Source organism: Cryobacterium sp. Hh11 (assembly GCF_004404045.1).
GTDB lineage: Bacteria > Actinomycetota > Actinomycetes > Actinomycetales > Microbacteriaceae > Cryobacterium > Cryobacterium levicorallinum.
The window spans coordinates 14,773-34,590 of sequence record NZ_SOHF01000017.1 but is presented as its reverse complement, the minus strand read 5'-3'; the positions used below and the strand labels follow the sequence as shown (position 1 = coordinate 34,590).

At 65.3% G+C, this 19,818-nt stretch carries 17 protein-coding genes; 13 read left to right on the top strand and 4 right to left on the bottom strand.

Translation table 11 applies throughout. The annotated features are described in order from the left end of the window. Window positions 1–3: 3 nt before the first annotated feature. Together E3T46_RS07530 and E3T46_RS07525 are read right to left on the bottom strand one after the other, a co-directional pair. Complete coding sequence (locus E3T46_RS07530; RefSeq protein WP_134578057.1) at window positions 4–972, bottom strand: ABC transporter permease; 969 nt, start codon at window positions 970–972, stop codon at window positions 4–6. Beyond that, window positions 957–2,621 carry an ABC transporter substrate-binding protein gene (locus E3T46_RS07525; RefSeq protein ID WP_134578056.1) on the bottom strand — a complete coding sequence of 555 codons (1,665 nt, stop codon included), beginning with the start codon at window positions 2,619–2,621 and terminating at the stop codon, window positions 957–959. The genes E3T46_RS07530 and E3T46_RS07525 overlap by 16 nt, the downstream gene beginning before the upstream one ends. Window positions 2,622–2,957: 336 nt before the next feature. On the opposite strand from E3T46_RS07525, the gene ileS reads away from it, so the two are divergent. The 4 genes from ileS to ndk all read left to right on the top strand — a co-directional run bounded on the left by ileS (window position 2,958) and on the right by ndk (window position 8,620). Continuing rightward, complete coding sequence (ileS, locus tag E3T46_RS07520) at window positions 2,958–6,371, top strand: isoleucine--tRNA ligase (protein WP_277870936.1); 3,414 nt, start codon at window positions 2,958–2,960, stop codon at window positions 6,369–6,371. Between the two features lie 85 nt (window positions 6,372–6,456). Next, window positions 6,457–7,827: a folylpolyglutamate synthase/dihydrofolate synthase family protein gene (locus E3T46_RS07515; protein WP_134578150.1), complete on the top strand. Its 1,371-nt coding sequence runs from the start codon at window positions 6,457–6,459 to the stop codon at window positions 7,825–7,827. Continuing rightward, a complete protein-coding gene (locus E3T46_RS07510) occupies window positions 7,824–8,201 on the top strand; it encodes a DUF4233 domain-containing protein (protein WP_158251688.1) in 378 nt (125 codons plus the stop codon). Before E3T46_RS07515 ends, E3T46_RS07510 begins: the two co-directional genes overlap by 4 nt. Then, the gene (ndk, locus tag E3T46_RS07505; protein ID WP_092450801.1) at window positions 8,198–8,620 is read left to right on the top strand and encodes a nucleoside-diphosphate kinase; all 423 of its coding nucleotides are present in this window, start codon (window positions 8,198–8,200) and stop codon (window positions 8,618–8,620) included. The genes E3T46_RS07510 and ndk overlap by 4 nt, the downstream gene beginning before the upstream one ends. A 54-nt stretch (window positions 8,621–8,674) precedes the next feature. On the opposite strand, the gene E3T46_RS07500 is transcribed toward ndk, so the two are convergent. Then, complete coding sequence (locus tag E3T46_RS07500; protein WP_241980532.1) at window positions 8,675–9,274, bottom strand: vitamin K epoxide reductase family protein; 600 nt, start codon at window positions 9,272–9,274, stop codon at window positions 8,675–8,677. A gap of 318 nt (window positions 9,275–9,592) precedes the next feature. Between E3T46_RS07500 and E3T46_RS07495 the strand changes: the two genes are divergently transcribed. The 4 genes from E3T46_RS07495 to E3T46_RS07480 are packed head-to-tail and all read left to right on the top strand — an operon-like array spanning window position 9,593 to window position 15,833. After that, window positions 9,593–12,535 carry a ribonuclease E/G gene (locus tag E3T46_RS07495; protein WP_134578149.1) on the top strand — a complete coding sequence of 981 codons (2,943 nt, stop codon included), beginning with the start codon at window positions 9,593–9,595 and terminating at the stop codon, window positions 12,533–12,535. A 14-nt stretch (window positions 12,536–12,549) separates the two neighbouring features. Next, window positions 12,550–13,617, top strand: coding sequence for a permease (locus E3T46_RS07490; RefSeq protein ID WP_092450794.1), 1,068 nt, complete (start codon window positions 12,550–12,552; stop codon window positions 13,615–13,617). Beyond that, window positions 13,607–14,374 carry a TIGR03943 family protein gene (locus E3T46_RS07485; RefSeq protein ID WP_134441216.1) on the top strand — a complete coding sequence of 256 codons (768 nt, stop codon included), beginning with the start codon at window positions 13,607–13,609 and terminating at the stop codon, window positions 14,372–14,374. Before E3T46_RS07490 ends, E3T46_RS07485 begins: the two co-directional genes overlap by 11 nt. Beyond that, entirely contained in the window at window positions 14,364–15,833 is a 1,470-nt protein-coding gene (locus E3T46_RS07480; protein WP_134578053.1) for a hypothetical protein, read from the top strand. The genes E3T46_RS07485 and E3T46_RS07480 overlap by 11 nt, the downstream gene beginning before the upstream one ends. A gap of 23 nt (window positions 15,834–15,856) precedes the next feature. Here E3T46_RS07480 and E3T46_RS07475 read toward each other — a convergent pair whose 3' ends face one another. Beyond that, a complete protein-coding gene (locus E3T46_RS07475; protein ID WP_134471186.1) occupies window positions 15,857–16,129 on the bottom strand; it encodes a DUF4031 domain-containing protein in 273 nt (90 codons plus the stop codon). Here E3T46_RS07475 and E3T46_RS17800 point away from each other — a divergent pair. The 5 genes from E3T46_RS17800 (at window position 16,128) to proB (ending at window position 19,672) form a co-directional block, all read left to right on the top strand. After that, window positions 16,128–16,271 (top strand): hypothetical protein, encoded by a 144-nt coding sequence (locus tag E3T46_RS17800; protein ID WP_166790193.1) that lies wholly within the window; start codon window positions 16,128–16,130, stop codon window positions 16,269–16,271. The two genes, E3T46_RS07475 and E3T46_RS17800, sit on opposite strands and share 2 nt — an antisense overlap. Before the next feature lie 108 nt (window positions 16,272–16,379). Next, window positions 16,380–16,688: a 50S ribosomal protein L21 gene (gene rplU, locus E3T46_RS07470; protein ID WP_092450786.1), complete on the top strand. Its 309-nt coding sequence runs from the start codon at window positions 16,380–16,382 to the stop codon at window positions 16,686–16,688. Window positions 16,689–16,706: 18 nt separating this feature from the next. Continuing rightward, window positions 16,707–16,964, top strand: coding sequence for a 50S ribosomal protein L27 (gene rpmA, locus E3T46_RS07465; RefSeq protein WP_092450784.1), 258 nt, complete (start codon window positions 16,707–16,709; stop codon window positions 16,962–16,964). 228 nt (window positions 16,965–17,192) lie between these two features. Continuing rightward, window positions 17,193–18,869 carry a GTPase ObgE gene (gene obgE / locus E3T46_RS07460; protein ID WP_134578052.1) on the top strand — a complete coding sequence of 559 codons (1,677 nt, stop codon included), beginning with the start codon at window positions 17,193–17,195 and terminating at the stop codon, window positions 18,867–18,869. After that, window positions 18,866–19,672, top strand: coding sequence for a glutamate 5-kinase (gene proB, locus E3T46_RS07455; RefSeq protein WP_092450780.1), 807 nt, complete (start codon window positions 18,866–18,868; stop codon window positions 19,670–19,672). The genes obgE and proB overlap by 4 nt, the downstream gene beginning before the upstream one ends. Window positions 19,673–19,818 lie beyond the last annotated feature (146 nt).

Genomic DNA, 19,818 nt, shown 5'->3' with positions numbered 1-19,818 from the left:
CGCTCACGAGAGTCGCAGCCGGGGATCGACCAGGCGACTGACGGCATCCGTCAGCAAAGTCATCAGGATATAGGCGACGGCGACGATCATGACGACGCCGATCACCACTGGAACGTCGCGCAGGGTGACCGCGTTCAGCAGGGTGCGGCCCAGTCCTGGCCGGGCGAAAATAGTCTCGACGACGACCGCGCCACTGATGAGTGAGCCGAAGGCCCAGCCGGAGAGGCTGATCGCCGGCAGGGAGGCATGACGCAGTGCGTGGATCCAGCGGACGCCGCGCTCACCCTCGCCACGCGCCCGCGCCGAGAGCACGAACGGGCTCTCCAGGGCGATCATGAGGGACTCACGCATGATCTGCCCGAGAAAACCGGCCAGCGGAATGGCCAGGGTGAGCACCGGTAAGACCAGTCCGGCCACCCCGCCAGTACTGATCGGGGGCAGTGCGCCGAGCCAGATGCTGAACACGACGATCAGTGAGGTCGCGAGCCAGAAATGCGGCAGCGCCGCCGCGACGATTTCGAGGCACGACCCCACCCGGGCAGCGACCCGACCACCGCGCGTCGACCAGGTGGCCAGGGCCAGCGCAATCACCCAGGCCAGGCCGAGGGCGAGCACGGCGAGCAACAGGGTGCCGCCGAGCTGGGCCAGAACGAGCGGACCGACCTCCATATTAAGGGCATAGGAACGCCCGAGGTCACCGGTCGCGAGGCGTCCAAGCTGAACCAGGTACTGCGTGAAAACGGGCTGGTCGAAGCCGTACTCCGCGGTGACCGCAGCGAGTGCCTCGGGGGAGGCCTGCGACCCCGGGCCGCCGAGCACAGCCTGAGCCGGGTCGCCGGGAATCAACCGCACCGCAAAAAAAGTGACGGATGCCACGGCCCACAGCACGAAGATCGCTCCGGCCAGACGCACGCCGAGTCGGCCGAGCGCCCGCGGCCCGGAGCGATCGGTCGGCGCTACCGGTTCAGCCACGCGTCGTACAGCGTGGGAACGGCCACGGTCGGCAGCGTGCGCAGGCCAACGACGTCGCTGCGCAGCAGGTAGTGGTTCTGCTGGTCGTAGAGCGGCAGAATGTAGAAGCCCGCCAGAATGCGGTCCTGCGCTTCGGCGTAGAGCGACGTGCGCTCTGTTTCATCCGCGGTTCGGGCCGCCGTCGTGAGCAGTTCGTCGATCTCGGGATCGTTGACCTGGGCGAGGTTGGCGAAGTACCCGCTCGGGGCCGGCACGATGCTATCGGAGTGATACAGGATGCGCAGCACGTCGGGGCCGACCTTGGTATACGGCGCGCTCACGGCGTCGTAGTCGTTGGTGGCGAGCGCGGCATACCAGCTGGAGAGATCCATCGGGGCGAGGTTCACTTCGAAACCGGTCTCCTTGGCCGTGGCCTGGATCTGTTCGAACACGCTCTGCTCGGCCGGAATGGACTGGTTGGTGCTCACCGGAAATTCCACCGAGAGTCGCACGCCGTCTTTGACCCGGTAGCCGTCGGCATCCGTCTCACGCCAGCCCGCTGCATCGAGCAGCTCCGCGGCGGCCGACGGGTCGTAGTCGAACAGGGCTTCGTTCGACACGCCCATGGCCTCAACGCTCGACAGCGCCGAGTACGACCGAGTGGCGGTGCCCTGGAACAGGCTCGACACCGCGTCGTCGACGTTGGCCGAGCGGATGAACGCCTCACGAACGCGCACATCGTTGAACGGTGCCTGACCCGAGTTCAGTTCAATGCGGTTGGAGGCGCCGGGGCGCGGCGAGTCGAGCTGCTCGATCGAGTCGCTCTGCTCGGCCTGCACGATGGTGTCGGGCTGAGCGTTGTCGATCACGTCGACCTCGCCGGACTGCAGCGCGGCGTAGCGGGAGGCCGAGTCGGGAATGAAGCGCCAGATCACCTTGTCGAGGTAGGCGGGACCGCTGTGGTCGGCATCCGCCGGCGGGGAAACATAGTCATCATTGCGCACGAGGGTGATCGCGTTCTGCTTGACCCAGCTGTCGACCCGGAACGGGCCGGTGCCCACCGGGGTGGCACAGTTCTCGTCCTGGCTGCGCTCGAGCGCGGTGGGGGATTCCATCGCGAGCCAGACCTGCGACAGCGACTCGAGCAGAGCACTGTCGGGCTCGGTCAGAATAAAACGCACCACGGTGGGGGAGACAACCTCAGTGCTGGCGACCTTGCCGAGGGCGAGGTAACCAGTCGAGGAGAGCGTTTCGGGATCCTGCAGGTGGGCGACATTCGCCTGCACGGCTGCGGCGTCGAAGACCGTGCCGTCGGTGAAGGTGACGTCATCGCGCAGAGTGAAGTCCCAGGTCAGGCCATCGTCGCTCGGCGTCCAGGTTTCGGCCAGCCACGGAATGATCTGGCCGGCGGAATCACGCGAAACCAGCGACTCCAGGTACTGCGCGCTGATCATTCCCTGCGGAAAATTGCCCCCGACGTGCGGGTCGAGGCAGCTCGGTTCGGCATCGCCCGAGGCGTAGGTGAGGGTGCCGCCGCTTTGCGGCTCGCCGACGGGGTCGTTCGAGGTGGTCGGCGTGCAGCCGGCGACCAGCAGGCCGACGGTGACCAGGCCGACGAGCCCTCCGAATGACCGATCGGTGCGCGTGGAAAGGCGGTGGGGAGCAGACATTCACAAACTCTTTCATCCATTGCCGAGTTGGTCTCAACTGAACCGACCCATCGTGCAAATGGGCCGACCTATAACACTAACGCCGTCCCACTCCAGTACAATCGAAAGTGGATGACAGTGACCCGGCCATCACCGGGAAGTCTTCGGAAGAACGGATGCCCACCTTCGGGTGGACAGCTCAGTAGAACCGAACGAGTCGGGCCCGTTACAGCCTGTGAACAAGCGGTCGCCCGGCGGTTTTGGGCGGCAAGCGAGGTGGTACCGCGGCGATTTCTACAGAATCGTTCGTCCTCGTGGAGCAGGGCCCCAGTGACCCGTCCCGGTAGGAGAAGCATTTTGTACCCCAAGAGCCGCAACACGACCCCCCATGGCACGCCCGCCGAGGCCATCGTTCCGTCACCGAACTTTCCGGCACTCGAGAGCGAGGTGCTGGATTTCTGGAAGAACGACGACACCTTCCAGGCCTCGATCGACGCACGCGCCGGCGCCGAAGAGTGGACCTTTTACGACGGCCCGCCGTTCGCCAACGGCCTGCCGCACTACGGACACCTGCTCACCGGATACGCCAAAGATCTGTTCCCCCGGTTTCAGACCATGCGCGGCAAGCAGGTGCACCGCCGCTTCGGCTGGGACACCCACGGCCTGCCGGCTGAGCTCGAGGCTGAACGCAAGCTCGGCATTACCGACAAGAGCCAGATCGAAGAGATGGGCCTCGCTGCCTTCAACGCCGTCGCCCGCGAGTCGGTGCTCGAATACACCAAGGACTGGGAAGAGTACGTCACCCGGCAGGCCCGCTGGGTCGACTTCGAGAACGACTATAAGACCCTCGACATCACCTTCATGGAATCGGTGATCTGGGCCTTCAAGCAGCTGCACACCAAGGGCCTCGCCTACGAGGGCTACCGGGTGCTGCCCTATTGCTGGCGCGACCAGACCCCGCTCTCCAACCACGAGCTGCGCATGGACGACGACGTCTACAAGATGCGCCAGGACCAGACCGTCACGGTCACGTTCCCGCTGATCGGCACGAAGGCCGAAGCCCTCGGCCTGACCGCGGTGCGTGCCCTGGCCTGGACTACCACCCCGTGGACCCTGCCGTCCAATATGGCCCTCGCCGTCGGCCCCGACATCACCTATGCCGTCGTTCCGGCCGGCCCGAACGGCACGCCGGACGCCGAGGTGCTGCGGGAGGCCGCCGATGCCACGGCAGAGGTACTCGGCGCCGAATACCTGATCGCCATCGACCTGGTCGGCAACTACGCCAAGGACCTGGGCTATGAGTCGGCGGCCGACGCCGTCGCATCCGTTTCGCGCACGGTTACCGGCACCGAGCTCGCCGGTGTCGGCTACGACCGCCTGTTCGACTACTACGCCGACACCGCAGTCTGGGGCACCGAGCAGGCCTGGCGTTTCGTCGTCGCCGACTACGTCACCACGAGCGACGGTACCGGCATCGTGCATCAGGCTCCCGCCTACGGCGAGGAGGACCAGAAGGTCTGCGAGGCCGCCGGAATCCCCGTCATCCTCTCCCTCGACGACGGGGGAAAGTTTCTCAGCGACATTTCCGAGGTGGCCGGCCAGCTCTGGAGCGACGCCAACAAGCCGCTCACCGCGCTGCTCAAGGCCAACGGCCGGCTGTTGCGCCAGGCCAGCTACGAGCACTCTTACCCGCACTGCTGGCGCTGCCGCAACCCGCTCATCTATAAGGCCGTGTCGAGCTGGTTCGTGCGCGTCACCGACTTTCGCCCGCGCATGGTCGAGCTCAACCAGGAGGTGAACTGGGTTCCGGAGAACGTCAAAGACGGCCAGTTCGGCAAGTGGATCGGCAACGCCCGCGACTGGTCGATCAGCCGCAACCGCTACTGGGGCTCCCCGATTCCGGTCTGGAAAAGCGACAACCCCGATTACCCCCGAACGGATGTCTACGGCTCGCTCGACGAGTTGGAAGCCGATTTCGGGGTGCGCCCGACCGACCTGCACCGCCCGTACATCGACGAACTCACCCGACCGAACCCCGACGACCCCACCGGCCAGTCCACCATGCGCCGCATTACGGACGTGCTCGACGTCTGGTTCGACTCGGGCTCCATGCCGTTCGCCCAGGTGCACTACCCGTTCGAGAACCGGGAATGGTTTGAAGCGCACAACCCGGCCGACTTCATCGTGGAATACATCGGGCAGACCCGCGGCTGGTTCTACCTGCTGCACGTGCTCTCCACCGCCCTGTTCGACCGGCCGGCGTTCAAGAACGTGGTCAGTCACGGCATCGTGCTCGGCAACGATGGCCAGAAGATGAGCAAGTCGCTGCGCAACTACCCCGACGTCAACGAGGTCTTCGACCGCGATGGTGCCGACGCCATGCGCTGGTTCCTGATGAGCTCGCCGGTGCTGCGCGGCGGCAACCTCGTCGTCACCGAGGAGGGAATTCGTGAGGGTGCCCGCCAGGTCATGCTGCCGCTGTGGAGCACCTGGTACTTCTTCTCCCTCTACGCCAACGCGTCTGCCTCCACTGACACCGCCGGTGCCGCCGGCTACGACGCCACCTGGCGTACCGACTCGACCGACGTGCTCGACCGCTACCTGCTCGCCAAGACCCGCGACCTCATCGTCGGCGTCACGAGCGACCTCGAAGCCCTCGACAGCACGGTCGCCGCCGCCCGCCTGCGCGACTTCGCCGACGTGCTCACCAACTGGTACGTACGCCGGTCCCGCGACCGGTTCTGGGGCGGCGCCGCTGCCGGTGCCACCTCGCACGAAGCCTTCGACACGCTCTACACCGTACTGGAAACCGTCTGCCGGGTCACGGCTCCGCTGCTGCCGCTCGTCACCGAACGCATCTGGCAGGGCCTGACCGGCGGCCGCAGCGTGCACCTCGAAGACTGGCCCGATGCCGCCCTGTTCCCGGCCGACGAAGAACTCGTCACCGCGATGGACCAGGTGCGCCTGATCAGCAGCACCGTGCTGTCGCTGCGCAAACAGGCCGGCCTGCGCGTGCGCCTGCCGCTGACCAACCTCACCGTCGTCACCGGCAACACGTCCGCTCTCGCTGCGTTCGTCGGCATCCTCCGCGACGAACTCAACGTGAAAACGGTCACCCTGATCGAGCTCGAAGATGACAGTGCCGCCGCGTACGGCGTCACCAGCAAACTCGTCGTCAACGCCCGCGCCGCCGGTCCTCGCCTCGGCAAGCAGGTGCAGCAGGTGATCAAGGCTGCTCGCGCCGGCGACTGGAGTGAGACCGACGGCATCGTGACGGCCGGCGGCATCGCCCTCGAGCCGAGCGAATTCGAACTGACCCTCGAAGCGAACAACGAGGCGGGTGACGGCAGCACCGCGCTGGCGTTATTGCCCGGCGGCGGGTTCGCCCTGCTCGCCACCAGCACCACGCCCGAACTCGAGGCCGAGGGCTTTGCCCGCGACCTCATTCGCGCCGTGCAGGACACCCGCAAATCGGCCGGTTTTCAGGTGAGCGACCGCATCCGTCTCGATCTGCTGTTTCAGAATGAAGCGGATGCCGACTCCTTCGACCTTGCCCTCGGGGTGAACGTCGCGGACGAAACCCTCGCCACGACGTTCAGCACCCATCGGCCGTCGCAGGGCGAATTCTCCGCCGATCTGCCGTCCGAGTGGCTCGAAGCGCGTGTCGGCGCGCCGGTCGAACACTACGTGCGCTTTGAAGCCGACCACTATGTCAATTTGGGCGCCGTCATTGTTGCCGTCGCACGCGTGAATGGAGCCATCCTTGTCTGACACCAACGCCCCTGCTGAGGGCATGCCCGACGACGACACTGCCGGCTGGAAGAACATCACCGGTCGCGGTGACGATGAGGAGCCGATGAACCAGCCGGCTCCGCTCGATTCTTTTCGTGAAGCCGGCGACGCCGTCTTCGCCGCCCTGCTGCAGCGGGTGGGCGAGGCCCAGCCGCAGCCGCGTCTCGCACCGACGCGTCGGGCGCTGGAATTCCTCGGCGACCCGCAGACGTCGTATCCGATCATTCACATCGCCGGCACTAACGGCAAGACCAGCACGAGTCGTATGGTCGAGAGCATCGTGCGCGCCTACGGGCTGCGCACCGGCCTGCTGACCAGTCCGCACCTGGTCCGGCTGAACGAGCGCATCGTTATCGATGGCGAACCGATCAGCGACCAGATCCTCGCCGCGAACTGGACCGACATCCAGCCCTACCTGCAGCTGGTCGACGGCGAGCTTGAAGCCGCCGGCGAAGCGCCGCTGACCTTCTTCGAGGCGCTCACCGTGCTGGCGTTCGCCTGCTTCGCTGACGCGCCGGTGGATGTCGCCGTGATCGAGGTCGGCATGGGCGGCGAGTGGGATTCCACCAACGTCGCCGACGGCCAGGTCGCCGTCTTCACCCCGATCGCCCTCGATCACACGCTGCGCCTGGGCAATACCGTCGCCGAGATTGCCCGCACCAAGAGCGGAATCATCAAGCCGGCGGCATCCGTGGTCTCGGCGGCGCAGAGCGCCGACGTGCAGGCCGAACTTAATCGCGCAGCGCAACTGACCGAGTCGACGCTGGCCCTCGAGAATGAGGGCTTCGAACTGCTCTCGAGCACCGTCGCCGTCGGCGGGCAGGTCATCTCGGTGCGCGGCCTGGCCGGCACCTACAGCGAACTGTTCCTGCCGCTCTACGGCACCCACCAGGCGCAGAATGCCACCGTGGCCATTGCCGCCGTCGAATCGTTTCTCGGCGCCGGCAGTCAGGCCCTCGCCAGCGATCTCCTCGCCGAGGGCCTCGCGACGGCGACGTCTCCCGGCCGCTTGCAGCTTGTCGGTATCGAACCGACCGTGCTCGTGGACGCCGCGCACAACCCGCACGGTGCCGCGGCCCTCGCCGCAGCCCTCGAGGCGTACTTCGACTTCGACGAGATCGCCGTGGTCGTGGGAATTCTGGCCGAGAAAGACGCGCAGGGAATCATCGCTGCGCTCGCGCCGCGGGTTGACCGCTTCTACGTGACCGAGCCGCACTCGGAGCGGGCCGTGCGCATGGACGACCTCGCCGACAATATTGCCGAGTGGACCAGCGACCAGATCACCTTCCGCTTCGATGACCTGGCCGGTGCCCTGGAGAGCGCCCGTGAATGGGCCGCCGAGGCACCCAAGCGTGCTGTGCTCGTTACCGGGTCGATCGTGCTCGTCGGCGACGCGATCACCCTCGCCGCCGGCGGTGAGTGGATGGAGAAGTGAGCGGTCCGCGCTCGGTCAAGCGGTCGCTCGCGACGATTCTGCTCGGTTTCGAGACCATCGTCGTCTTTCTGGGCGGTGTCGTCACCCTAGGGCTGGTGTCCGTGGCGACCGAGCCTGGCCCGGTCGCACCGCTCGGCGTGATCATCGGCGGCGTGCTGCTCTGTGCGGCCATGGTCGCCCTGATCCCACTGCTCCGCTACCGCTGGTCGTACCCGATCGGCTGGGCGCTGCAGGCGATCATTATCGCCACCGGGTTCGTCACCCCGGCCATGTTTTTTGTCGGCGCCCTGTTTGCCGCCATGTGGACCTACTGTATGGTCACCGGCTCCCGAATAGATCACACGCATCCCGATCAACACAAGGAGATTGAATGAACACCCCGATTGAAGAAACCCTCGTTTTGGTCAAGCCGGACGGCGTTGCCCGCAACCTGACCGGCGAGATTTTGCGCCGCATCGAGGCCAAGGGGTATTCCCTGGTCGACGTGAAGCTCGTCGAACCCGACCGCTCACTGCTCGCCGCGCACTACGCCGAGCACGCGGGCAAGCCCTTTTACGAGCCCCTCGTCGAATTCATGGAGAGTGGCCCCATCGTCGCGTTCCGCGTTGCCGGCAATCGGGTCATCGAAGGCTTCCGTGCTCTGGCCGGAACCACAGACCCCACGACCGCCGCTCCGGGCACGATCCGTGGTGACCTTGGCCGCGACTGGGGTTCCAAGGTGCAGCAGAACCTCGTGCACGGCTCCGATTCGCCCGAATCCGCCGCGCGTGAACTCGCGCTCTGGTTCGACTAGGCACCATCTAAAAGGCCCCCGTCTCGAGGAGACGGGGGCCTTTTCTGGTTATCGTTACAGGCGGTTCAGCACGTCCATATTGACCTGGGCCACGATGAAGAACACGATGTAGCAGACGATCGTGATGACGAACATCCACGAATAAGCCCCTGCAGCCGCGCGGCGAACGGATGCCCCACCCGGCAGATTACCGACCTTGAAGTTGTACAGCGTCACGGCTAAAAAGACCGGAATGGTCACCGCCCAGGTGGCCATGCACCACGGGCAGAGCACGTCGAGTACGAAGATGCTCTGCCCGATCAGCCAGATCACAAAGATCATCGCACCGAGCACACCGACGTTGAAGCCGACCCAGAACCAGCGCGCAAACCGGGCGCCGGCCAGAATAGCGACGCCGATCGTGATCACGACGCTCCAGGCGGCGAGCCCGATCAGCGGGTTCGGAAAACCGAAAACGGCGCCCTGTGGCGAGGACAGATTCGTCGCGCAACCGATCAACACACTGAAGCTGCAGCTGAGCTGCGCAGTGGGATCCTCCAGCAGGTGGATCTTGTCCAGCGTGAGGGCGAATGCGGCGGCAAACGCGATGATTCCCGCGATGATCAGGAAAAAGGCCAGCCCGGTTGGACGGTGATAACGCTCTGTCTGCGGCACTCTTGTGATTATGCCACCCGCACGGCGTGGCTTAGTGCGATTGCATGCGATAATCGTTGGTAGTCGTTGAGCCGCGCTCAAGCAGACGCCACAGTGCTTAACGAGTACAGAGCTTAATGGGCAATAGTCGCCCAGTAGAAGGGTCCCACGACCCGCAGTTTTAGCAGCCAGAGCACAGGTCCCCGAATTTACACCGGGGGTCAAAGCCGGGTGCAGCAGTAAAAGATTCGCGGGGATTTCACGCAGGTGGAGACCTCGCACGAGAGAGTAACCGGTGGATGGCGCGGTCATTCACAGCGGTCAAGGAGCGCACCAGTGATGGTGGAAGACAACGAAAACAAAAAACGCAAGAGCCTGTTCGGCACTCGCAAGTCAACCCGGAAGACGCCGGTCACTGTACCGACCGTTGCGCCAGCAGTCGAAGCGCCCGCCATCGAAGCGCCCGCAATGCCGCCGGAGCCTCCGATTAACAAGGTGACCATCGCCGAGTACAACAACGTCACCGGAGCGCAGCAGATGACCGACTCCACGCCAGAGCGCGCCAAGACGACGGACGACCAGAAGGACGGCCAGGCCCAGGCCCCGGTTCGCCCGTCGTTCTCCCTGTTGTTTCAGGCGCCGGAGATTCTGCCGTTGCCAGCGCGCACCGGCATCCGCTCGTCGCAGCAGCAATCGCAGCAGGGACTGCACGAGCTGGATGACGACGAGGAAGAAGAGTCCACGACGGTTCGTCGTCGGGCCCGTCGTCGCACCGGCGACGAGAACCGTTCGGGCACCGACGACCCCGCCAACACCGTGGTCAAGGTGCGCGCCCCGCGCGAACCCGAACTCATCACCGAACCCCAGCGCATCAAGGGCTCGACCCGGCTCGAAGCGAAGAAGCAGCGTCGTCGCGACGGCCGCGATGCCGGACGTCGTCGCCCGGTGATCACCGAGGCCGAGTTCCTCGCCCGTCGTGAGTCCGTCGACCGCCTCATGGTCGTGCGCGCCAAGCACAACAAGATCCAGATTGGCGTGCTCGAGGACGGCGTGCTGGTCGAGCACTACGTCGCCAAGAACCAGGACGCCTCGCTCATCGGCAACGTCTACCTCGGCCGGGTGCAGAACGTGCTCCCCAGCATGGAAGCCGCCTTCGTCGACATCGGACGCGGTCGCAACGCCGTGCTCTACTCCGGTGAAGTCGACTGGGACGCCGCCGCCGAGAACTCCGGCACCAGCAACCAGGCCCGCCGCATCGAGCTCGCGCTCAAGCCCGGCGACAAGGTGCTCGTGCAGGTCACCAAAGACCCGATCGGCCACAAGGGTGCCCGCCTCACCAGCCAGGTTTCGCTACCCGGCCGCTACCTGGTCTACGTGCCCAACGGGTCGATGAACGGCATCAGCCGTAAGCTTCCCGACACCGAGCGGGCCCGCCTGAAGAAGATCCTCAAGGAGGTTCTGCCCGACAACGTCGGCGTCATCGTGCGCACCGCCGCCGAGGGCGCCACCGACGAGCAGCTCACCGTCGACGTCAACCGGCTGCGCCTGCAGTGGGCGAACATCGCCGAGCAGGTCGAGTCGGCGCAGGCGCCCGCCGAGCTGCACAGCGAGCCCGACCTGCTGGTCAAGATCGTGCGTGACGTCTTCAACGAAGATTTCCAGCGGATGGTCGTGGCCGGCCCCGACGTGCGCTCGACGATTGAGAACTACCTCAGTCAGGTCGCCCCCGACCTGCTCGAGCGCGTGGAAACCCACGAGGGCGAGGTCGACGCCTTCGACGAGTACCGCATCTCGGAGCAGATCGAAAAGGCCCTCGACCGCAAGGTCTGGCTGCCGTCCGGTGGATCCCTCGTGATCGACCGCACCGAAGCCATGACCGTCGTTGACGTCAACACCGGCAAGTTCGTCGGCAGCGGCGGCAACCTCGAAGAGACCGTCACCAAGAACAACCTTGAAGCGGCCGAAGAGATTGTGCGCCAGCTGCGCCTGCGCGACATCGGCGGCATCATCGTCGTCGACTTCATCGACATGGTGCTCGAAAGCAACCGCGACCTCGTGTCGCGTCGCCTGATCGAATGCCTCAGCCGGGATCGCACCAAGCACCAGGTGGCCGAGGTCACCTCGCTTGGACTCGTGCAGATGACCCGCAAGAAGCTGGGCCTCGGGCTGCTCGAATCGTTCAGCGAGAATTGTGAGGCCTGCGCTGGCCGCGGCATCATCGTGCACCACGACCCGGTCATCAAGCACCGCCAGACGGCGCAGCCGCCGCAGGAACGACGCCCGCGCACCAAAAGCGGAAGCAACGGGGGTACGAGCAACGGTGACAGCGCGCACAACTCGGGCCAGCGTGACGGCTCCAACCGTGACCAGCACGCGGGTTCCAACTCGTCGTCCGATGCTCCCAAGAGCGGGGCGGGCACGCACGGCATAACCGAAGACGCCAAGCATGCCCTCGCATTGATCGCCGCCCGCACCATCACCCGCACCGGTTCCATCGCCATCGTGACCGCACCGGATGCTGCGGCGCCTGCGGTCTCGCAGGCTGGTACCGCGCAGGCCGGTACCGCGCAGGCTGGTATCGAGCAGGCCGGTGTCCAACCGGAAGCAGCGGTTCAGTCGACAGCCGTGCCAGTCAGCACGGAATCGGCCGACCCGACGACGGGCACCGAGCGTTCGCGTGGTCGCCAGTCGCGCTCGCGCGGCCAGGGTGGGCGCGGCCAGCAGTCGCGATCCGAACAGGCCCGCGCCCGCCAGGCGGAGCAGGCCAGCACAGCTCAGGCCAGCACAGCTCAGGCCAGCACTGCACAGGCCAGCACTGCTCAGGCCAGCACTGCACCGGCGAACACCGTGCCGACCGAGCCAGCGGCATCCGCTGCCCCGGCCGCTGAGACAGCACCCGCGGCAACAGTCGAGCCGGCAGTCGAGTCGGTCGCCACGGAAGCAGCACCCCGCACCCGCGGCGGTCGCAGCACCCTGGCAGCCGGTGCGCCGGCCGTGCAGACACCCGCGCCCGAGCAGTCGGAATCCGTCGAAATTCTTGACATCCCGGTCAAGAAGTCCACCCGCAATACGCGGCGCCCCAGCAAGCAGGTCACCGACCAGCTGTTGGACTCCGTGCTCGATTCCCTGCCAGAACCGAAACTGCCCGGTCAGGGACGCGCGCGCAGCCGTCGCGTCACGACCGCTGGTGGTGCCGCCGGCCAGGCAATTCTGACCGCGACCGGAACGGTTCCGGTCGCGTCCGCCGCCTCTGCCACCAGCCAGCCGCCGCACGGCGAGTAGGCGCGAGCAGCGAGTTGGGCGACGACGTAATCGGCGGGCGGCTTCCGCTCCTGCGGCGATGGCCTCTCGGCCTCACCGCGGGGGTGTTGGTGGTGCTCGCCGTTTTCGTCGTGCGGGCCCTGTCGCCGGCCTTCGTCGACGAGCAGCTCACCGACTGGCAGCTGCCCGACCGGGTACAGGACACCCTCACCCTCGCCATTAGCGTCATTATCGAGTCGGTGCCCTTCGTTTTTCTGGGCATTCTGCTGTCCGCGGTCGTGCAGGTCTGGCTGCCGCACGGTGTGCTGGCCCGGCACCTGCCGCGCAATCCGATTTTGCGGCGGGCATCCATTTCTCTCCTCGGCATGTTCTTTCCGGTCTGCGAGTGCGGCAACGTTCCACTCGCGCGCGGATTCATGGTGGGAGGCTTCACTGTGTCCGAATCGATCACGTTTCTGCTCGCCGCGCCCATTTTGAATCCGATCACCATCATCACCACGCACCAGGCCTTCGGCTGGGACGGCCACATCCTGGTCGCCCGGCTGCTCGGCGGGTTTCTGATCGCTAACGTCGTCGGCTGGCTGTTCAGCAAGCATCCAGACCCCCAAAGCCTGCTGACGACGAGGTTCGCTGCCGCCTGCGCGGTCGGTTCGACCAGCGGCCACGGCGGTGCAGGCCACGATCATGAGCACGGCCGTGAGAGCCGGTTCAGCCGCACCACCGAGATCTTCATTCGCGAGACCTCGGTCATCATGCCGGCCCTGTTTATCGGATCGGCCGTGGCCGCCCTCACCCAGGTGTTCGTGCCGCGCTCGGTGCTGCTGGCCCTCGGCAGCAACCCGGTCTGGTCCGTGCTGGCCATGATGGCCCTGGCCTTCATCGTGGCGGTCTGTTCCAACGTCGATGCCTTCTTCGTACTGTCCTTTGGTAGCACTTTTCTTCCCGGCGGTATCGTGGCATTCCTCGTGTTCGGTGCCCTGATCGACGTCAAGATGCTCGCCCTTATGCGCACGACTTTCACGAGTCGCACGCTCCTGCACATCACAGTGGTGGTGGGGCTGATGAGCGCGGCGCTCGGATTGCTGGTGAACTATGTTGCGTAGGAACGGTTCGGCACTCCGCTACTGGGCTGAGCGCTGGCAGGGTGTTTTGCTCAGCCTCGTCGTCGTCGTGGCGACCCTGTGGCTCGGCCTGAGCGGTCAGCTCGGGCTGTATATCCACCCGCGCTACTTCGTCTTCACGATCGCCATGGCCGTCGTCGGGCTCGTGCTGGTGAGCGCCGGTTTCGCGCGCCGCCGCCACTTCGCGGTGGAACGTACCGGCCGGGTGGAAACGACCCTGACCGGTGTGGGGGTCGTGCTGCTGCTCGTCATGGGTGTCGCCATTGTCGTGGTGCCGCCGACCACACTGACGAGCGCGACCGCTACCCAGCGCGAGGTGAACTCCGGCGGACTCGGCACCGACGAGGATGCCGAGCAGGCGGCTGCACTGATCGGCACGGGTGATTTTGAGAAGCTGAGCGTACGGGAATGGGTCTCCCTGCTCGCGCAATCCTCCGACCCAGCCTTTTACTCCGATAAGACCGCGCAGGTCACCGGGTTTGTGACCCCCGATGCCGGCGACCCGGAGAACGTGTTCTACGTCGCCCGGTTCGTCGTGACCTGCTGCGCCGTCGACGCCCAGCCGATCGGCGTCCCGGTCTATCTGCCCGGCTGGCAGGCCGAGTACGAGGTCGATGACTGGGTGCAGGTCACCGGTCGGTTCGAGGTGAGCGCGAGCGCTGCGGCGAGCGACCCGCTCGCGATTACCCCGGTCGAAATTCTTCCCGTCGATCAGCCGAATGATCCCTATGTCTATTGAGCAGGCTACGCAGCAGCAGCCAGCACTGCGTCCGTTTCGTCGCGCACTCTGGCTGCTCGTTGGCGGTCTGGTCGTGGCCTGTTTCGCCCTAATCGCCGTGAACCTGATGAGTGGTCCCCGGCTCACCTCCGTCGACGTCGACACGACCGCTGTGGTTTCCGCCGCGAACCAGCGCCTGGTCCTAGCGACCAATCGTCAGCTCGTCGAGGTCACGCAGGACCAGGTGGATATCGCGCCCGCCACGGACTTCCAGGTGACGACGAGCGGTAACTCCGTCGTGATCTCCTTTCCCCAGCCGCTCGCCTACAACACCGACTACGCCGTCTCCGTGCGGGGTGTCACCGGGTCAGCCGTTGACCGCCAGTCGTCCTTCAGTACGGAGTTCAGCACCTCCGAACCGTCGTTGTACTACCTCAGCCGGGCCGCCCCTTCGGTCGGTGCCGACGCACGGGCCCTCGACCGGATCCTTCGCACCACGGTCGGTTCGACTGAAACAAGCGTTGCCTTTGCCACCGCGAACATTCAGGAGTTCGTACCGATGGGCACGGAGCTAGCCGTCGTTACGGTCAACGACGACCTGGCCAACGCGCTCTACCGGGTCGACGCCGACGGCACCGCCGAGGTGCTCAACTTACCCGGAGTTGGCCTCGTGCACGACTTGCAGGCCGCTCCCGGCCAGTCCCTGGTCGGCTTTCGATTCACCAGCGCAGCGGATGCCGCGGGCCCCCGCTACGACAATGTGCTGTTCATCCTCGACCTGCGCACCAACGCGTCCACTCCGGTAGCCGATCTGAACGGCGACCCACTCAGCGTCACTACCTGGGGATTCATGGCGAATCGCGCCGATATCGTCGCGCAGCAATACGACTCGACCATGCTGCTGATCAACCCGATCGACCAGTCCGGCGGTAACCCGCTCGAGAATGAACCAGAGCTCGACCCGCCGGTACCGCTCGGCCAATTTGCCAACCTCACCGCCTTCGCCCCCGACGGGGTGCGCATCGCCGTCTCCGACCGCGATGGCCAATACGTGCTCGATCTCTCGCAGGGCACTGAGTCGGCGATTGTGCCGCAGAGCGTGGCAGGCACCACGCGGTACACGGCCGAGCTCAGGTTTCTGGCCGGGGGAGACGGGGATACGGAGACCGACCGGTACGTGCAGCGGGTGGCCGAGTTTGATCCGGCGACCGGCGCGGTGCGGCAGTACCTGTCCCTCGTTGCGGGGGGTGAGGCGCGCACTGTCTACGCGCCGGCATCCGCTTTGGAAACTATCGTCGGCTTCGAGATCTCACCCAACGACCAGTACCTGGCGGTGCAGGTGGTGCCCAATCGAGACAGCGAACTCTCCGACGGCTACCCGGAGAATGCCCAGGCGACGGATGCGACGACCCTGTTTGTGAACGTGGCGACCGGTGAGCTGCGCCGCAGCGTGCTGGGTTTCGACGCCACCTGGCAGTAGTTGCCGGGTGGCCAACGCCGCGTCTACAGCCCGCGGCGCTCCCGAGCGGTCACCCGCAGGCCACTGGCGCGCAACCGCACGATCATCTCGCGAAAGGTGACCGGGAGAGCGCCGGCGGCCACCAGCTCGTGGTAGCTGGCTTCCGGCACGTCGTAGTGATCCAGGTCGAATCCGCGCCGCGGAAGGCCGGCGACAGCGGCGAAGGCGTGTAATTCGTCAAGATTCAAGTCGCTCACGAGGTGTGCCCACACCGTTCCGTGCGCCGGCCAGCTAGGCTGGTCGATAAGTATTGCCATGATCGAAGTCTACGAGCCGCACCGTGTTTCAGATGTGGTTCAGACACGCCGCGCCGTTGGTTTGACCGCGGGTAACGAATCAGGTAAAGTCAACCCTTGGTGTGCGTTAGGCAAAATCAACGCAAATGCCAAGGTTTTCTGAGTGTGCGCAGCCAACCGGTTCGTACGCTGCAGTCAATTACAGCAGTCAATTCACACTAGTGAGTTTTCAGATTCGGAGCCTTGGGCTCCCCAGAGATTGGTACGTAAAGTGGTTTACGCAGTTGTGCGCGCCGGAGGGCGGCAGGAGAAGGTAGAGGTCGGTACCATCGTGACGATGGACCGAATCAAGGCTGACAAGGACGGCAACGTCGAGCTGGCCGCCGTGCTTCTCGTCGACGGCGACAAGATCACCTCTGACGGGGCGTCGCTGGCCAAGATCAAGGTCACCGCTGAGGTTTTGAACAACCTTCGCGGTCCGAAGATCGTCATCCAGAAGTTCAAGAACAAGACCGGGTACAAGAAGCGTCAGGGGCACCGTCAGGAGCTCACTCGCGTTCAGGTTACCGGCATCGCCTAGGCCTGAGGAGATAGACAGATGGCACATAAAAAAGGTGCGAGTTCCACTCGCAACGGTCGTGACTCGAACGCTCAGCGCCTCGGCGTGAAGCGCTTCGGTGGTCAGGTTGTCGGAGCGGGCGAGATCATCGTTCGTCAGCGCGGCACGCACTTCCACCCCGGCGTTAACGTCGGCCGTGGCGGCGACGACACGCTCTTCGCCCTGGCAGCCGGCTCCGTGCAGTTCGGTGCCAAGGGTGGCCGCAAGGTCATCAACATCGTGGTGGCAGCCGAGTAGGTTTTCACAGTACGGTGCTTTTCAGCACATCGTCAGGGCGGGCTTCGGTCCGCCCTGACGTGTTTCACCGCGGTGTTGATCAAACACAGCACCGATTTACCGCAGCACCGATTTACCGCAGCACCGATTCACCGCAGTACTGATTTACCGCAGCACCGATTTACCGCACAACGTTTCATAGCACCTTCGTTTTGAAGCATTTCTTGCGCCACCTGAAAGGGGCACTCCATGGCCACATTCGTTGACCACGTGACGCTGCATTTACGAGCGGGCAATGGAGGAAACGGATGCGTTTCGGTCAAGCGTGAGAAGTTCAAACCCCTCGCCGGCCCCGACGGCGGCAACGGCGGCGGCGGCGGAGACCTCGTGCTCGTGGCCGATCCGAGCACGACCACCCTGCTCGGCTACCACCGCTCACCGCACCGCAGCTCCGACAATGGTGGCCCCGGCATGGGTGACCACCGCAACGGGCACAACGGCGACCTGCGTGAGCTCATGGTGCCCATCGGTACCGTCGTCAAAGACATCGAGGGCAACGAGCTGCTCGATATGAATGAACCCGGGCTGCGCCTCGTCGTCGCGCCCGGCGGCCAGGGCGGGCTCGGTAACGCTGCCCTCGCTTCGACCAAGCGCAAGGCCCCCGGCTTCGCCCTGCTCGGCACGCTCGGCTGGGAAGGCGACGTTTACCTCGAGCTCAAGACGGTAGCGGATGTCGCGCTCGTTGGATATCCCTCCGCGGGCAAATCCAGCCTCATCGCCGCCATGAGCGCGGCTCGGCCCAAGATTGCCGACTACCCGTTCACCACGCTGCACCCCAACCTTGGCGTCGTCGAATCCGGCGAGTCCCGCTATACCATCGCCGACGTACCCGGACTGATCGAGGGCGCGAGCGAGGGCAAGGGCCTCGGCCTGGAGTTCCTGCGCCATGTCGAGCGCTGTACCGCCCTGCTGCACGTGCTCGACTGTGCCACCCTCGAGCCCGGCCGCGACCCGATCAGCGACCTCGACGTCATCCTCGGCGAACTGGACGCCTACCCGGTGCCTGAGGGCCAGAAGCCGCTGCTGCAGCGCTCCCAGCTCATCGCCCTGAACAAGATCGACGTACCGGAAGGCCGCGAACTTGCCGCCTTCGTCAAGGCCGACCTCGAAGCCCGCGGCTACCGCGTCTTCGAGATCTCCACCGTCACCCACGAGGGCCTCAAGCAGCTCAACTATGCCCTCGCCGAGGTCGTCGAACAGGGCCGCGCCGAGGCCGCTGCAGCCGAAGCGAAGAAGCCGCGCATCATCATCCGTCCCAAGGCCGTCGACGAGGGTGGCTTCGTCATCAAGGTCGAGGGTGGCACCTTCGGCAATATCTACCGCATCCTCGGAACCAAGCCGGAACGCTGGATCCAGCAGACCGACTTCACCAACGACGAGGCCGTCGGCTTCCTCGCCGACCGACTCGCCAAACTCGGTATCGAGAACGAACTGTACAAGTCGGGTGCCATCGCCGGCTCGACCGTCATCATCGGCCCGGGCCATGGTGTCGTCTTCGACTGGGAGCCCACGCTCACCTCGACCGCCGAACTCATCACGGCTCCCCGCGGAACCGACGCCCGCCTTGACGAGCCCAAACGTCGTACCAGCAACGAACGCCGCGAGGAGTACTTCGGCAGGATGGATGCCAAGTCCTCGGCCCGCGCCGAACTCATTCGTGAGCGCGAAGCCGGCATGTGGCAGACCGGTGAAGAGGAATACAACGAGGACGTGCGCCTCGCCGACGTCACGGTGGCTGCGGACGGCAGCGTCGCCCCGGTCGACAGTGAGGTCGAGGTCGAGGTCGAGGTCGAGGTCGAGGCTGACGACGAAACAAACGTCGACGCCGACAGCGAGAACGACACAACGGAAGAAGTACAGAAGTGAGTGGCTTAGCCAGAGAAAATGTAGCGAGCGCGAAACGGGTCGTCGTGAAGGTCGGCTCGTCGTCGATCAGCGGCGACAACTCCGACCAGATCACCCTACTGGTCGATGCTCTGGCCGAGTCTTACGGTCGCGGCACCGAGGTCGTGCTCATCTCCTCCGGCGCGGTTGCCACCGGCATGCCATTCCTGAACCTGGAAGAACGTCCGAGTGACGTCGCCACCCAGCAGGCGGCTGCCGCCGTCGGTCAGAACGTGCTCATCTTTCGATACCAGGAAAGCCTGGACCGGTACGGCATCGCCGCCGGCACGGTGCTGCTGACCGAGGGCGACGCCCTCAAGGAGCCGCACCGCAGCAATACCCGGCGCGCGCTCGAGCGTCTGCTCGACCTGCGCATCCTGCCCGTCGTCAACGAGAACGACACCGTCGCCGTGTACGGCCTGCGCTTTGGAAGCAACGACCGTCTCGCCGCACTCGTTGCCACGCTCATCCACGCGGACCTGCTCATTATGCTCAGCGACGTTGACGCGCTCTACACCAAGCCGCCGCACCTGCCCGGCGCCGAGAAGCTCGATTTCATCGCAGCGGATGACCCGCTCGACGGTTTCGAGTTCAGCTCGAGTGGAGCGACCGGGGTCGGTACCGGGGGAGCGAGCACTAAGGTCGTCGCCGCCCGCCTCGCGACCAAGGCCGGAACCGCCGTTCTGGTCACCTCGACCGAACTGGCCGCTGCAGCCCTGCGCGGCGAGCACGTCGGCACCTGGTTCGAGCCGACGGCCAGCGAAGAGCGTCGCGCCCTGCTCTGAGCCGGATCGGGTCTGAGCCGGATCGGGAGCCCGACCCGGCTGCGCTAAACTGCCCCTGGTCGCTTCCGTTGCGTCCGTAATTCTCGCCGGAGGACCAGTTACATGTGCGGTTGCAGTCTGTTGATACGTGCACTATTCATGGTTTC

Excerpts from the sequence above, each read along its gene's own strand:
- E3T46_RS07485 (WP_134441216.1), top strand. The coding sequence starts at position 13,607 with ATGTTGCGTAGGAACGGTTCGGCACTCCGCTACTGGGCTGAGCGCTGG.
- E3T46_RS07515 (WP_134578150.1), top strand. The coding sequence starts at position 6,457 with ATGAACCAGCCGGCTCCGCTCGATTCTTTTCGTGAAGCCGGCGACGCC.
- obgE (WP_134578052.1), top strand. The coding sequence starts at position 17,193 with ATGGCCACATTCGTTGACCACGTGACGCTGCATTTACGAGCGGGCAAT.
- ndk (WP_092450801.1), top strand. The coding sequence starts at position 8,198 with ATGAACACCCCGATTGAAGAAACCCTCGTTTTGGTCAAGCCGGACGGC.
- E3T46_RS07525 (WP_134578056.1), bottom strand. The coding sequence starts at position 2,621 with ATGTCTGCTCCCCACCGCCTTTCCACGCGCACCGATCGGTCATTCGGA.
- E3T46_RS07495 (WP_134578149.1), top strand. The coding sequence starts at position 9,593 with ATGGTGGAAGACAACGAAAACAAAAAACGCAAGAGCCTGTTCGGCACT.
- E3T46_RS07475 (WP_134471186.1), bottom strand. The coding sequence starts at position 16,129 with ATGGCAATACTTATCGACCAGCCTAGCTGGCCGGCGCACGGAACGGTG.
- E3T46_RS17800 (WP_166790193.1), top strand. The coding sequence starts at position 16,128 with ATGATCGAAGTCTACGAGCCGCACCGTGTTTCAGATGTGGTTCAGACA.
- E3T46_RS07480 (WP_134578053.1), top strand. The coding sequence starts at position 14,364 with ATGTCTATTGAGCAGGCTACGCAGCAGCAGCCAGCACTGCGTCCGTTT.
- rpmA (WP_092450784.1), top strand. The coding sequence starts at position 16,707 with ATGGCACATAAAAAAGGTGCGAGTTCCACTCGCAACGGTCGTGACTCG.